14 protein-coding genes are annotated in these 14,202 nt (G+C 67.4%); 6 read left to right on the top strand and 8 right to left on the bottom strand.

All coding sequences use genetic code 11. The annotated features are described in order from the left end of the window. Window positions 1-87 precede the first annotated feature (87 nt). The gene (locus AB8K43_RS02850; RefSeq protein ID WP_370891224.1) at window positions 88-1,326 is read left to right on the top strand and encodes an IS256 family transposase; all 1,239 of its coding nucleotides are present in this window, start codon (window positions 88-90) and stop codon (window positions 1,324-1,326) included. A 346-nt stretch (window positions 1,327-1,672) separates the two neighbouring features. Here AB8K43_RS02850 and AB8K43_RS02845 read toward each other — a convergent pair whose 3' ends face one another. After that, a complete protein-coding gene (locus tag AB8K43_RS02845; protein WP_370891151.1) occupies window positions 1,673-4,189 on the bottom strand; it encodes an ATP-dependent Clp protease ATP-binding subunit in 2,517 nt (838 codons plus the stop codon). 256 nt (window positions 4,190-4,445) lie between these two features. Then, window positions 4,446-5,162, bottom strand: a complete 717-nt coding sequence (locus AB8K43_RS02840; RefSeq protein ID WP_370891148.1) for a slipin family protein — start codon at window positions 5,160-5,162, stop codon at window positions 4,446-4,448. A gap of 526 nt (window positions 5,163-5,688) precedes the next feature. Here AB8K43_RS02840 and AB8K43_RS02835 point away from each other — a divergent pair. Continuing rightward, window positions 5,689-6,711: a hypothetical protein gene (locus AB8K43_RS02835; RefSeq protein ID WP_370891144.1), complete on the top strand. Its 1,023-nt coding sequence runs from the start codon at window positions 5,689-5,691 to the stop codon at window positions 6,709-6,711. Between the two features lie 89 nt (window positions 6,712-6,800). Here AB8K43_RS02835 and AB8K43_RS02830 read toward each other — a convergent pair whose 3' ends face one another. From AB8K43_RS02830 to AB8K43_RS02820, 3 genes are all read right to left on the bottom strand, one after another. Beyond that, the gene (locus AB8K43_RS02830) at window positions 6,801-7,109 is read right to left on the bottom strand and encodes an antibiotic biosynthesis monooxygenase (protein WP_370891140.1); all 309 of its coding nucleotides are present in this window, start codon (window positions 7,107-7,109) and stop codon (window positions 6,801-6,803) included. 175 nt (window positions 7,110-7,284) lie between these two features. Further along, window positions 7,285-8,112: an Fpg/Nei family DNA glycosylase gene (locus AB8K43_RS02825; RefSeq protein WP_370891136.1), complete on the bottom strand. Its 828-nt coding sequence runs from the start codon at window positions 8,110-8,112 to the stop codon at window positions 7,285-7,287. Window positions 8,113-8,166: 54 nt separating this feature from the next. Continuing rightward, on the bottom strand, window positions 8,167-8,964 hold the full coding sequence (locus AB8K43_RS02820) for a Ku protein (protein WP_370891134.1): 798 nt from the start codon (window positions 8,962-8,964) through the stop codon (window positions 8,167-8,169). A gap of 175 nt (window positions 8,965-9,139) precedes the next feature. On the opposite strand from AB8K43_RS02820, the gene AB8K43_RS02815 reads away from it, so the two are divergent. The 4 genes from AB8K43_RS02815 to AB8K43_RS02800 all read left to right on the top strand — a co-directional run bounded on the left by AB8K43_RS02815 (window position 9,140) and on the right by AB8K43_RS02800 (window position 12,531). Next, the gene (locus AB8K43_RS02815; protein ID WP_370891133.1) at window positions 9,140-10,027 is read left to right on the top strand and encodes a hypothetical protein; all 888 of its coding nucleotides are present in this window, start codon (window positions 9,140-9,142) and stop codon (window positions 10,025-10,027) included. An 11-nt stretch (window positions 10,028-10,038) separates the two neighbouring features. Continuing rightward, complete coding sequence (gene ligD / locus AB8K43_RS02810) at window positions 10,039-10,983, top strand: non-homologous end-joining DNA ligase (RefSeq protein ID WP_370891131.1); 945 nt, start codon at window positions 10,039-10,041, stop codon at window positions 10,981-10,983. Further along, window positions 10,976-11,851, top strand: a complete 876-nt coding sequence (ligD, locus tag AB8K43_RS02805; protein ID WP_370891129.1) for a non-homologous end-joining DNA ligase — start codon at window positions 10,976-10,978, stop codon at window positions 11,849-11,851. Before ligD (AB8K43_RS02810) ends, ligD (AB8K43_RS02805) begins: the two co-directional genes overlap by 8 nt. A gap of 236 nt (window positions 11,852-12,087) precedes the next feature. Continuing rightward, entirely contained in the window at window positions 12,088-12,531 is a 444-nt protein-coding gene (locus AB8K43_RS02800) for a hypothetical protein (protein ID WP_370891127.1), read from the top strand. 223 nt (window positions 12,532-12,754) lie between these two features. Here the strand turns inward: AB8K43_RS02800 and AB8K43_RS02795 are convergent, their stop codons facing one another. The 3 genes from AB8K43_RS02795 to AB8K43_RS02785 form a co-directional block, all read right to left on the bottom strand. Beyond that, complete coding sequence (locus tag AB8K43_RS02795; RefSeq protein ID WP_370891125.1) at window positions 12,755-13,387, bottom strand: (2Fe-2S)-binding protein; 633 nt, start codon at window positions 13,385-13,387, stop codon at window positions 12,755-12,757. 20 nt (window positions 13,388-13,407) lie between these two features. Beyond that, complete coding sequence (locus AB8K43_RS02790; protein ID WP_370891124.1) at window positions 13,408-13,752, bottom strand: Lsr2 family protein; 345 nt, start codon at window positions 13,750-13,752, stop codon at window positions 13,408-13,410. 206 nt (window positions 13,753-13,958) lie between these two features. Continuing rightward, window positions 13,959-14,201, bottom strand: a complete 243-nt coding sequence (locus AB8K43_RS02785; protein ID WP_370891122.1) for a lysyl-tRNA synthetase — start codon at window positions 14,199-14,201, stop codon at window positions 13,959-13,961. Window position 14,202 lies beyond the last annotated feature (1 nt).

Raw genomic sequence — 14,202 nt, 5'->3', positions numbered from 1 at the left:
CCATCGCCCGCGAGATGTACCGACTGGTCACCCGTCGAACAGACCCGCTGACGAGCTCAACAGAATCTCTAGAGACAGCCGCTTGACATCTATAGGAGCATCCCTGCTGGCCTGCTGGGTGAAGCCCTGGCTGAGGCCAGCCCTGATCTGATGCGATCGCTGTTGCAGTCGATCATCAACGCGCTGCTCTCTGCTGACGCCGACGCGGTGGTCGGGGCCGAGTACGGCCGGCCCAGCGCGACCCGCACCGCGCAGCGCAACGGGTACCGCCACCGTGACCTCGACACGCGTGTCGGCACGATCGACGTGGCGGTCCCGAAGCTGCGGACCGGGACCTACTTCCCCGAATGGCTGCTCGAGCGCCGCAAGCGCGCGGAGTCGGCGTTGATCACCGTCGTCGCGGACTGCTACCTCGCCGGGGTCAGTACCCGCCGCATGGACAAGCTCGTGAAAACCCTGGGGATCGACGGGTTGAGCAAGTCGCAGGTCTCGCGGATGGCCGCTGATCTGGACCAGGTCGTGGAGGAGTTCCGCCACCGGCCGCTGGCCGAGGCGGGACCGTTCACGTTCGTGTCCGCGGACGCACTCACGATGAAGGTCCGCGAAGGGGGCCGGGTGATCAACGCCGTCGCGCTGATCGCGGTCGGGGTCAACGCTGACGGGCACCGCGAGGTCCTCGGCCTGCGCGTGGCCACCAGCGAAACCGGTGCCGCGTGGAACGAGTTCTTCGCCGACCTGGCAGCCCGCGGCCTAGCCGGCGTGCGCCTGGTCACCAGCGACGCGCACCCTGGCCTGGTCGAAGCCATCGCGGCGAACCTGCCCGGCGCGTCCTGGCAACGCTGCCGCACGCACTACGCCGCGAACCTGATGAGCGTGACGCCCAAGAGCATGTGGCCCGCGGTCAAAGCGATGCTGCACAGCGTGTACGACCAGCCCGACCGGGCCGCGGTCCACGCCCAGTTCGACCGGCTCCTGGACTACGTCGAGACCAGGCTGCCCGAGGTCCACGAGCACCTCGACGCCGCCCGCGCCGATATCCTCGCGTTCACCGCCTTCCCCAAAGACGTATGGACCCAGATCTGGTCGAACAACCCCGCAGAACGCCTCAACCGCGAGATCCGACGCCGCACCGACGCCGTGGGCATCTTCCCCACCCGAGCCGCGATCATCCGCCTGGTCGGCGCCGTCCTGGCCGAACAAACCGACGAATGGGCCGAAGGACGCCGCTACCTCGGCCTCGAAGTCCTCGCCCGCTGCCGCATCAACCTCATCACCGACACCGAACCCGAGATCGGAGGCGACAACCTGCCCGCCCTGACCGCCTAACCCCAAGAAGAAGGAACGCGAAGCGCTACACCACTACCCGGGACTTGACCATTCATCATGCCCACTCCTTCGCTTCGTTTCGATTCCGAGAGGCTCCCCGGGTAGAAATGAGCGTTCTCCTGCGAGCGGGACTTCAACACCACTCCATACCAACTTCGAATGAAGATCGTCAGACAAGCGTTGACCCGATATTATGCCGTCGCGATAGTTATTCAGATTCGAATTATCGTTCGGAAACGATGCCGGGACAGTAGCGGCGGCAGCGACCGCGCGAAGGGGGCGGGCCGCCCGTACGGGTGGCCCGCCCCCTTCCTCGTGATGCGAGAGGTGCGATCGGAAAAAAGACCTACTCGGTGCTGTCCGTCGCCTCGATCAGCGCTTCGTCGATGGAACCGGCGTGCTTGGTCCCCTTGAAGGTAAAGACCGCGCTCTTGCCCTCGCCCTCGACATCCACGGCGACGATCTCGCCGGCCGAGAGCTCGGCGAAGAGGATCTTCTCCGAGAGGATGTCTTCGACCTCGCGCTGGATGGTCCGCTTCAGCGGGCGCGCCCCGAGCACCGGGTCGTAGCCGCGCTTGGCGAGCAACTGCTTGGCCGCGGGCGTGAGCTCGATGCCCATGTCCTTGTCCTTCAGTCGCTTGTCCAGCTTCGCGATCTCCAGGTCGACGATCTGGACGATCTCGTCCTGGCTGAGCTGCGGGAAGACGATCGTGTCGTCCACGCGGTTCAAGAACTCGGGCCGGAAGTGGTTCTTCAGCTCGTCCGAGACCTTGTTCTTCATCCGGTCGTAGTCGCTGCGGTTGTCGGTCCCGGCGGTGAAGCCCATCGAGCCCTTGGAGATGTCGCGCGTCCCGAGGTTGGTCGTCATGATGATGACCGTGTTCTTGAAGTCGACCATCCGACCTTGCGAGTCGGTGAGGCGGCCGTCTTCGAGCACCTGCAGGAGCGTGTTGAAGATCTCCGGGTGAGCCTTTTCGATCTCATCGAAGAGGACCACCGAGAAGGGCTTGCGCCGCACCTTTTCGGTCAGCTGACCACCCTCGTCGTAGCCGACGTATCCGGGCGGGCTGCCGAAGAGCCGCGAGACGGTGTGCTTCTCGGAGAACTCGGACATGTCGAGGGTGATCAGGCTGTCCTCGTCGCCGAAGAGGAACTCCGCGAGCGCCTTGGCGAGCTCGGTCTTACCGACACCGGTCGGACCGGCGAAGATGAACGAGCCACCGGGACGGCGCGGGTCCTTCAGGCCGGCGCGGGTGCGCCGGATGGCCTGCGAGAGCGCCTTGATCGCCTCGTCGTTACCGACGACCCGCTTGTGCAGCTCGCCTTCCATGTTGAGCAGCCGCGTCGACTCCTCTTCGGAGAGCTTGAAGACCGGGATTCCCGTCGAAGCCGCGAGGACCTCGGCGATGAGCTCCTCATCCACCTCCGCGACGACGTCCATGTCACCGGACTTCCACTCCTCTTCGCGCTGAGCCTTCTCGCGCAGGAGGGTCTTCTCGTCGTCACGCAGACGCGCGGCGAGCTCGAAGTCCTGGCCGTCGATCGCCGATTCCTTTTCCATCCGGACCTTGGCGATCTTGTCGTCGAACTCCTTCAGGTCCGGCGGCGCGGTCATCCGACGGATGCGCAACCGGGCCCCGGCCTCGTCGATCAGGTCGATCGCCTTGTCCGGCAGGAAGCGGTCGTTGATGTACCGGTCGGCCATGGTGACGGCCCCGACGATCGCGCCATCGGTGATGGTCACGCGGTGGTGCGCTTCGTAGCGGTCGCGCAGGCCCTTCAGCATCTCGATCGCGTGCGCCAGGGTCGGCTCGGCGACCTGGATCGGCTGGAAACGACGCTCCAGCGCCGAGTCCTTCTCGATGTGCTTGCGGTACTCCTCGAGCGTGGTGGCGCCGATGGTCTGGAGCTCGCCGCGCGCCAGCATCGGCTTCAAGATGCTGGCAGCGTCGATCGCGCCCTCGGCCGCACCGGCCCCGACGAGCGTGTGAATCTCGTCGATGAAGAGGATGATGTCGCCGCGGGTCTTGATCTCCTTCAAGACCTTCTTCAGCCGCTCCTCGAAGTCACCGCGGTAGCGGCTGCCCGCGACCAGCGAGCCGAGGTCGAGGGTGTAGAGCTGCTTGTCCTTCAAGGTCTCGGGCACATCGCCGCGAACGATGTCCTGGGCGAGTCCCTCGACGACGGCGGACTTACCGACACCGGGCTCACCGATCAGGACCGGGTTGTTCTTCGTGCGGCGCGAGAGCACCTGCATGACCCGCTCGATTTCCTTGCTGCGGCCGATCACCGGGTCAAGGGACCCGTCACGAGCGGCCTGGGTCAGGTTGCGACCAAACTGGTCGAGCACGAGGCTGCCCGCGGGCTGGCCTTCGGCGGGACCAGTCGACGCGCCAACGCCCGCGGCCTGTCCGCCCTTCTCGCCCTGGTAGCCCGAGATGAGCTGGATGACCGTCTGGCGCACCCGCGGCAGGTCCGCGCCGAGCTTGACGAGGACCTGAGCGGCCACCCCTTCGCCCTCACGGATCAGGCCCAGCAGGATGTGCTCGGTGCCGATGTAGTTGTGCCCCAACTGGAGCGCCTCGCGCAGGGAGAGCTCGAGGACCTTCTTCGCCCGCGGCGTGAAGGGAATGTGGCCCGAGGGAGCCTGCTGACCTGGGCCAATGATCTCCTGGACCTGCTCACGCACGGACTCCAGGGAGATGCCGAGGGACTCAAGCGCCTTGGAGGCGACGCCCTCGCCCTCGTGGATGAGGCCGAGCAGGATGTGCTCGGTGCCGATGTAGTTGTGGTTGAGCAGGCGGGCTTCCTCCTGCGCGAGCACAACGACTCGGCGGGCGCGGTCGGTAAACCGTTCGAACATCGGTTCATACCCCTTAATGACGGTGACTGCCGCCTAGGTTATCTGGGCCGCCTGGGAATGCTCTGGTCGAGCGCCTACCCGTCCGGCCGTCTCGGGGGGGGTCAACGTCACGAGGGTCCGCGGTTGTTCCGCGCACGAAGGGGGAATTACTCGCCCCCTTCGCACCACCCGTCAGTCGGGTGTGTCGGCGGTGCCGAGGGCCAGGACTCGAGCCACGCGGGAGAAGGGGGAGCCGCGCTCCCCCTTCTCCCTGGTGTCACTGCTCGGTGACTGACTCGTCGCCGACCCGCAGCACGATCTGGCTGCCCATCGGCGCGGACTGAATCATCCGCAGGGTCGCGAGCGCCGGGTGCTGGTCGAGCAGCTTGGCGCCGTTGGCGAGCGAACGCAGCGCGGCGGTTTCGGCGCGGGCCGCCTCGAGCTGGGCGAGGCCCTTGGCCTTGGCCGTCGCGACCTCGGCCGCGGCGTGACGCAGCTCGGCGGGAAGGATCACGTCCTTGACGATCACCTCGTGGACCTGGGCGCCGACGGTGCCCGCCACCCCGTGGACCGCAGCGGTGATCTCGGCCATCGGGAGCTGAGCGCCCCGCTCAATCAGCGCGTCGACGCTGACCGAGCCGAGCGCCTCCCGCAGCGCGACCTGGGTCGCGAGGTAGATGGTCGTGGTCGGGTCGACCGCGCCCTCCACCCACTGTTGGGCGTCGGTGACCGCGAGCCGGACGGCGGCCGAGACCCGGACCGAGATCGCGTCGGCAGTGAGGATTTCCTGCGGCGCCACCTCGATCAGGCGCTCGCGCAGGTCAACGGGGATGTGAGTGGTGCCGAAGGGGGCGCGGTGCTTCCCCGGTGGGAGGACCCGGGTGAAGGCCCCGTGCCGGTACTCGATCGCGGCGTGGCGCGACGGCACGGTCACCGAGAAGGGTCCACGCTTCAGCGCGGCACCGTCGATGTCGAAGGCAACAAGGGGCTGCATGGTGGTGGACCTCCTTAGGGGTCATCTCTCGCAGTGGTACGCGAGGCCGGTTGGCCGCGCGGGGGTGGTCGTCACCACCGATCATGGCGATGCCGCCGGGTGGGCCGTGGCCGGTGCGGGGCGTCGGCGCGTAGTGCGCCGGGCCGCAAAGCACCCACCTCGACTGGTCCACCCGACGGCACCAGGGTTGAGGATTCGAACCTCGAGCGGTTTTAAAAGGCCGCGATGCCATTGACAGTGACTCCACCGGCGAGAGCGATGCGCAGGACTGCGGACCGGTACCCCGTCGCAGCTGCTTCCCTCGCCGTGTCCGAGTCCAGAGTAGGTGGGCGAACCGGAGTGAGCCACCCGTTTTTGCTCTCTTTCGTCTCCCTGGCCACGAGTGGAGACTCGTGCCGGTTGCCGTGGCCCCGCGTGGAGACTTCTTACGGTCCTGACCGTGAGGAAACTCCACCCTGGCGCGACCCCTCGCCCTGGCTGTGGATAGCTCGGCTGGCACGCTCCCTTCGCGAGGACCCTGGTCACCATGTCCTTGACCGACATCGAGCGCGAAGGGGGCGGGCCCCTCACGGCTCGGCGCTGCTCGGAGCGGGCGGATTGGACGACCCTGCGCCAGCAAGCGGATTGGCAGCTCGACCTGATCACCCGCGAGCAATGCCTCGCCGCGGGCCTGACCTCCCACTTCATCGCGTGGCGCCTGACGAGCAAGCGGTGGGTGGCCAAGGCACCCGGGGTATATCTCACCCGCCCGGGCCGCAGCGGTTGGGAGGTCGAGGCGCTCGCCCGGTATCTCTCGCACGGCGATCCGCTGGCCTTCGCGGGCGCATCTGCCGCGCAGTGGTGGGGATGGACGACGCATGGGCCGCAGACCCTCCACTTCGTGACCGCCCTCCACCGTCGGCTCTCCCCCGGGCCGCAGGTGAGAATCCGGCGGGTGCGCCACTTCGAGCGAGTCGTGCATCCCGCAGCCTGGCCGCCGCGGACGACTCGAGCGGCGACGGTGCTCGACCAGGCGGCCGCGGCATCGAGCGAGGACGCCGCGATCGCGACCGTTGCCAATGCCGTGCAACGCCGCTTCGTCGCGGCCCGCGAACTCGTGACCGAACTCGGGCAACGGCGCCAACACCCCTTCGGTCGACTGCTTCGAGAAGTCCTCCTCGATGTCGCGGAGGGTGCGGAGAGCGCCGCCGAAGTCCGCTATATCCGCGATGTCGAGCGGGCCCATGGGCTGCCGAAGGGGGTGCGCCAGGCCGCCACCGACGCCGGCCGGGCACGCGCTCACGACACGGGATATCGCGAGTACCGCCTCCTCGTCGAAGTGGATGGGCGGGTCGCGCACGAGGGGTGGGCTCGTCGGGTGAGCGACGCCCTTCGCGATCGGGAGACGACCGTCGCGGGCGAGGTCACCGTGCGGCTGATGTGGCCCGATGTCACGTCGGGAGCGTGTCGAAGCGCGCGCGATATCGCGGCCTTGCTCCAGCAACGGGGGTGGACGGGCGAGCCGCATCCCTGCCGGCGGCCAGGCTGTGTCATCCCGCGCCGCGGCTGAGCCCTGGAGTGGAGACTTTTCGCGGTGCCGCGCCCTCAGGTGGAGGTTCGTGACGGCCCTGACCGGTCAAAGTCTCCACCCGAAGTGGATTAGGAGCGCGGCTGGACGTCCATGACGACCTCGAACTCGAGCAGGTCGGCGCCGGAGGAAACCGGCTTGCCTCCATGTCCCGCGTGCGAGGCGCGCATATCACCGTCACGCCAGGCAACGAAGCTCTCCTCGTCTTCCCAGTGGGTCACGACGAAGTAGCGGTCCTCGCCGGCCGTCGGGCGCAACAACTGGAATCCGAGGAAGCCCGGCGAGCCGTCGACCGCCCCGGCCCGCGCAGCGAAGCGGCGTTCCAGCTCCTCGGCAGCCTGCGGCGGGACGGAGATGGCGTTGATCTTCACAACTGACATGGCCCCACCCTACGAACTGCAGGGGCCGCCCTTCGCCCGAGTCGGCGATGGGCCCCCTTCCTCCGGCGTCGCACCCTCACCCGTCACTGGAAGTTCCCGAAATCCCGTGGAAGTCCCCGAGATTCCCGGAGTTTCCCGAGACTGCTCGGGTCGGGCGCGTCGCGACACTGCTCGGTTAGTGGCGGCGTTGGCAGCGCCCGCACCAATAGAGGGTGCGCCCCGCGACGGCGCGCTCGCGAATCCGAGACCCGCACCGCCAACACGGCTGGCCGGTCCGCTTGTAGACCAGGGAGCGGCGTTCGGGGAGGCGCAGCTCTTCTCCCTTCGCCAGAGCCGCCTGGACCTGCTCGACCTGCTCGGGGACCGTCACGATCCGGGTGGTCGCGACTCCGAGCGGGAGCAGGGTGACGAGGTCGTCCCAGATCAGCCGCCAGGACCCGGGCTTGAGTTGCTGCCCGGTCGTGAAGGGGGCGATGCGGTGGCGGTGCAGGATCTCGCAGCGGTAGACGTTGCCGACCCCGGCGATCACCTGTTGGTTCATGAGCAGCTCGGCAATCGACTTGCGGCTGCGCGAGATTCGCGCCCACGCGCGGTCCGGGTCGGCGTCGGGGCGAAGGGGGTCCGGGCCGAGGCGAGCGACGACGGCGTCCACCTCCGGCGGGGTGAGCACGGCGCAGGTCATCGGGCCGCGCAGATCGGCGGTGTGCTGCTCGGTCGCGATCCGCAAGCGCAGCTGTCCGAGGACGGGCGCTTCGGCCGCCCACGGGGTGTCGTCGATGACGAAGGTGCCAATCAGACCGAGGTGCACGTGTAGCCACGCGTCGCCGGCGAACTCGACGAAGAGGTGTTTGCCCCACGCGTCGGCGCTGAGGAACTCCCGCCCATCGAGCAGCGCCGCTCCGGCGGCGAAGCGGCCCTGCGGCGAGGACACCGACGGATGGGTCCCGGCGAACGCGCGATCCAGATCCAGGGCGAGGCGATGGATGGTGTGGCCCTCAGGCATATCGACCGCCTCGTCGGGCCAGTCGACGCCCGAGAGGGCCGTGCCGTCCGGGCCTCAACTCGCCTTCTCGCCGCGGCGTTCCTTGGCCTTTTCGACCGACGCCGATAGCGCCGCGAGCAGGTCGACGACCTCGCCGCTGGTCTCGCCGGCCTCGGCTGGGGCTGCCACCTCGCCCCCTTCGATCTTGGCCTCGACGAGGGCTTTCACCGCCGCGGCGTAGTCGTCCTCGTAGTCATCGGGTTCGTAGTCGCCGGCGAGCTGCTCGACGAGGAGGTGGGCCATGGAGAGTTCGGCCTCGCTGGCCTCGGTGTCGTCGCCGAGATCGCCGAACTGATCGGCCGAGCGGACCTCGTCCGGCCAGAGCAAGGTCTGCATGACGATCATCTGGTCGCGCACGCGCAGCACCGCCATCGTCATCCGGGTGCGGATCGAGACCGTGACGACCGCGACCCGGTCCTCGGCGGCGAGCGCGTCGCGGAGCAACACGTAGGGCTTGACGGCACTTTTGTCGGGCTCGAGGTAGTACGCCTTGTCGAAATACAGCGGGTCGATCTGGTCTCGCGGCACGAACTGCACGACCGAAATCTCCCGGCTCGTCTTGCTCGGGAGATCCTTCATGTCCTCGTCGGTGAGGACGATCATCTCGCCGTCCTCGGTCTCATACCCCTTGGCGATGTCGTCGTAGGAGACCTCTTCACCGTCGATCTGGCAGATGCGGCGGTACCGGATCCGCCCACCGTCGGTCACGTGGACCTGCCGGAACTGCACGTCATGATTCTCGGTCGCCGAGTACAGGCGGACCGGCACGTTGACGAGGCCGAACGAGACGGCCCCCTTCCAAATCGCGCGCATGCTTCGGCTCCCTTCGGGCGATGTCGGACCAACCCAGGCTAGTCGTCAGCATCTCTGGCGCGAAGGGAGCGAAGGGGTAGCGCTCGTGGACGCTCGGCCGCACCGCATCGGCGCCGCGATTCGCGGTCATAGACTGACGAGCGGCAACCACACCTTGATGAGAAGGGCCATGCCCATGGCTGTTCGTCGATACACGTCCCTCGCGATCCTCGCCGCGACGGTGATCGCCCTTCCGACCGCCGCCCACGCAGCACCGAGGCCGAGCGGCGCGACGCCGGCGGTGACCGCTCAGGTGCCGGGAGTCCCGCTCAGTTGCGCGGGGGGTTTTACGGCCTTCAACAGCTCCGGAGACCGGTACTGGTATGGCTACAAAAACGGTCAGGCCACAACGCAGACATACCGCCAAAAAGGGCTGGGTTTTCGACCGGCGGCCCTGCAGAACATCGGTGGGATGGGCAGTGACACGAGCTTTTCGTCGACCGACTACCTGGTGACGCCGGGCGGTTCCCTCCGACGCTTGGAGTGGGGCGGCACGAAGTCCGGCGGCGAATGGACCATCACCAACCGGTCCACCACGACGCTGTCCAACAGCTGGTCGAACACCCGTGAGATGGCCTACAGCCGCTACCTCTACCGGCTCACCGGCTCCACGCTGACCCGCTACTCGCTCGTCGCCGGGAAACCGTCTGCGCCACGCACCGTTTCGAGGACCTTCGGCGGCGTCAGTCAGATGGTCTACGAGCGGACGGTGGGCAGCGGCAGCTATCAGGCCGATGTCTTCCTCGCGACGACGACCTCCGGTCAGTTGCGCGAGTACCGCGTCCCGATTTCATCCCCGTCCTCATGGCGGAGCTTCACGCTGAAGACGAGCGGATTCAAGGGCTTCCGGGACATTTCGACCGGCCCCTGCGCGAACGCGTCGAGCCGACTGGTGATGGGCCTCACCAGCACCGGCCGGATGAGCGTTTGGTACGACCCCAACTCCACGGATTATCGGGGTTCGGACTTCCGCGGTGGTTCGACCGGGACCAAGGTCTTCGGCCTGAAGACCTACGGGCAGTAGGGTCTTCGCCCTTGGCGGCCAACTCGGCGCTGCGTCCCATGCTTGCCGAACCCACGTCGTCGGTCCCTACCGGGCCCGAGTGGGTGCACGAGGTCAAGTGGGACGGAATGAGGGTCCTCGCCGAGATCCACGACGGCGAGCTGAGTCTTACCGCGCGCAGTGGCCGAGATGTCACCGTCGCCTTCCCCGAACTCGCAGGGCTCGCCGACACCTACGACGATGCGCTCCTTGACGCTGAGGTCGTGGTCCTTGAAGGGGGCCGCCCCTCCTTCGGAGCCCTCGCCGACCGCATGCACGTCGTGGACGCCACCAAGGCCGCACGCCTTGCCGCCCAGCAGCCGGTGACGCTGATGGTCTTCGACCTGCTCCGCCTGCTCGGCACCGACCTCACGGCCCAGCCCTGGACCACGCGCCGGGCCCTGCTCGAGCAGCTCGATTTGGGCGGACCGCACTGGCAGGTCCCCCCGACCTACGACGACGGCCCGGCCCTGTTCGCCGCGACGCTCGAACGCGGACTCGAAGGGGTCGTGAGCAAGCGCCGCACCTCCGCATACGCCAGCGGTCGGCGCAGCCCAGACTGGCTCAAAAGCCCTCACCGCCAACGGGTTTCGGCCGTCGTGGGCGGCTGGCGGCCGGAGGTGGGGACCGAGCGACTCGGCGCAGTGCTGCTCGGTCTGCCCGCCGAAGGGGGCTTCCGCTTCGCCGGTCGGTTGGGTTCGGGGCTCGCCGGGCGAGCGGGCGAGCGCCTCAAGGCGCTCCTTGTCCCCGACGAGGTGAGCGAATCCCCCTTCATCGACCCCGTTCCCTCGCTCGACGCCGACACCGCTCGATGGGTCCGCCCGCGCGTGATCATCGAGGTCGAGTCACTCGGCCATAGCGACGGGGGCCGCCTGCGCCAGCCCACCTACCAAGGCATCCGCACCGATCTCACCGAAGAGGACCTGCGCCATGGCTGACCCCGCCGACCCCACACGGGTCACCGTCGATGGACGCACCCTGCTCCTCACCTCGCTCGACAAAATCCTCTACCCCGCGACCGAGACGACGAAGGGGGAGGTGCTCGCCTACTACGCGCAGGTCGCGCCCGTGCTCCTACCGCATCTCGCGGGACGCCCGGTGACGCGGGTGCGATGGCCCCACGGGGTGGAGAAGGACTCCTTCTTCGAAAAGAATGTCCCGGCCGGTGCACCGTCCTGGGTCGAGCGGGTCGACGTCGGAGATGTCACCTATCCCCTGGTCCCCGACACCGCGACGCTGACCTGGATCGCCAACCTCAACGCGCTCGAACTCCATGTGCCGCAATGGCGGTTGGTGGACGGCGAACCCACCGACCCGGATCGGTTGGTGATCGACCTGGACCCCGGAGCGCCCGCGACCCTCACCGAGTGCTGTCAGGTCGCCCTGCTCGTGCGCGAACGCCTCGGTGGCCTCGGGATGACCTTGCACCCGGTGACCAGCGGGAGCAAAGGAATGCAGCTCTATGCGGCGCTCGGCACCGACCTCAGCAGCGAACAGGTCACCACGCTCGCGCGGACCCTCGCCGAGGAGCTCACGAAGGCCCACCCCGATCTCATCGTCTACCGCATGACCAAATCGCTGCGCCCCGGCAAGGTCCTACTCGACTGGTCGCAAAACGACGGACACAAGACCACGATCTCGCCCTACTCCCTTCGGGGGAAGGAGGATCCATGGGTCGCGGCCCCTCGCACGTGGGACGAGGTCGAAGAGGGCGCGGCGAAGGGGGGCTCGCTGCGGCAACTCAGCTACGACCAAGTCCTCGCGCGCCTCGACCGGGACGGCGACCTCCTCGCTGACCTCGCGTAAGCTCCGGCGGTTGGCACGCCGCGCTCGCCGATGAGTACTTACCCGCCGGATCAGCATTTACGGTAGGAGAACTCCAGGATGGCCTGGAGTTCTGGCAGGGCTCGCAGTGGTCGTGTGGGATCCAACACGAAGTTCCGGATGAAGTCGGGGATATGAGACCAGCACGGAAGCACCGCGATCCCCGCACCTTCGGCGCTCGCACCGGGGCAACCCACCTGGCGATCGTCTCCACGCTCGTGGCGATCGTCGCGACGCTCGTTGTAACCGGGTGCATCGCCCAAAAACGATCCGTGGGTGTCCAGGCAGCAGACGTCGCCAAGGTCGAGTTGTATTTCTACACCTATGGCACCGACCCAAGGACCGTGGAGCGGACCACCATCACTTCTCCCGGTCTCATCGAGGAACTCACATCGGCGTTTACAGACGTGCCGGTCAGTGCCCCGAACGACACCGAACAAACCAAAGGTGCTCGAGCTGCGGGAGTGCGTTACACCACTAAGGATGGACGAAGGATTGAACTTACCCAGATCTTCGTCGAGCCCTCTGTCGTCTTCATCCTCTGGCAAGACGGCAGCGCCAACCGCACCGAGTTAGGCGTCCCACTTGTCGACTACTACCGCGAAGGCGACCCCACCGAAGTCGTCAGCGCCGATGAAGCTCCCATCGCACGCCTACCCTGACGGCAGTCGTTCGGCGGCTGTGGTCTAGGCCGAGCGGGAGTCGGCCGGCCAGCGAGCGCTGTCGTCGCCTGAGAACTCTGGTTCCTCGTGGCGCGTCCCGGAAACGGGTACTCATTTGCGGGCTGCTCTGATCTGAGAGCACCCGCGCCCACATTAGACGCGACCGCAGGGAGGTGAAGGAGCGCGCCGGCCGATGCCGCGATGCTCTCGCGTCCCGATCGTGTCAGAGGCGCGGGCAACCCGCACAGGGCTCGCAGCTCGGCAGCGCGTAAATCAGGCAGCAGGAGACGCGGCGCGGGGGCAGGTCTCCACGCAGGCGCGCGATCGCCCCCGCCCACATGTCCCCCACCATGCCGTAGCGCTGGCGGGAACTCATCTTCTCTAGCGCAGGGTGGTGCCGGGCGAGCGACGACGCGGCTGAGCGGTAGACATCGCGGGCCAGGGCGTGCCGGATGCTCGGGTCGCGGACCTGACGGGCCGCCCCCCTTCGGACCTGGACGGCGAGCGGGTACAGGCCGGTCGGCTCGAGGGCGATCGACCAGCGATCGAGCCGAAGATCAGGGACCCAGGTCGAGCGCTCGGCGAGGGCTGCTGTCGCCGTCGCGAGTGGATCCAGCGTGTACTGCAAGACGAAGGCAGAAGCGACACCCGGAGGGCATACGCCGTTGAAGTCAGCGGTGGCCTCCGCGTACTGGCGAATCCACTGCTCAACCATCTCCGGCTGACGGCGGATGGTCTCGTACGGAAGGGGCAGGTCGGCCATGCCCGGGCCAGCCGTGCGAATCGTGAGGTGAGCGACGGAGCGCGCCGCGACCTCAATGGCCTCCGGCCAGCTGAGATCGGGCGCGCTCGTCACGTCGGGCGGACTCCCGTGGATCAGTGAGCGCGGTCGTACGCCTCGAGGATGTCGGCGCGCACGCGACCCCGGTCGCTCACTTCGTATCCCGCGGCGCGGGCCCACTCGCGGACCGCACCGAGGTCTTTGCGGACGGCGGACTTCGCGTGGCTGCGACCCCCACCGCTGCTGCGTCGCGCCACCGGCCGCGCCACCGCGATGTACGACGCCAGGGCCTCACGCAGCGCCTTGGCGTTTTCGGAGGTGAGGTCGATCTCGTAGGACGAGCCATCCAGTCCAAAACTCACGGTTTCGGCGGCTTCGACTTCCTGACCGTCCCCGTTGGCGAGGTCGTCAATTAGTTCAACTTTGATTTTTTGTGCCATCGGCATTGCCTTTCACTCTTATGAGACTCGAGTTCGCGCGCGCAAACCCCCACACGTTAGCGCCGGAGACGACAACCGTAACCCGGCCCAGGCAAGCGAAGCAAGTACCCCAAAGAATGGGAAGAAATGACCAGGAAACGTCCAGACACACCTGTCAGAATTCGCGCGGGTTTGTATCTACGGCATTTCGATAGCGCCGAACCGCTTCAGTCCCGGGGCTTTTCCTCGTCCTGAGCGCGATCTGATTCGGCGGAGAACTCCCGCTGCCGGGCCTCCGGCGGGGTCTTAGCATCGCGCCCGTGCTCCAGGTTCCACTTCGCCAGAGCCTGCCGCTCGGAGCGATCTGCCTGGATCATGTACCGCACGACCCAATAGAAGAGGAAAGCGACGCCGATCGTCGGTAGCGACGCCGCGAGATACGGCCAGACGGCGTCCCAGACACCCTGCATG

Origin of the sequence: Janibacter sp. GXQ6167 (assembly GCF_041365945.1) — a bacterium.
Taxonomy (GTDB): Bacteria; Actinomycetota; Actinomycetes; order Actinomycetales; family Dermatophilaceae; genus JBGFSK01.
Note: the sequence above shows the minus strand (reverse complement) of the source record. Positions and strands in the feature narration are given on the sequence as shown.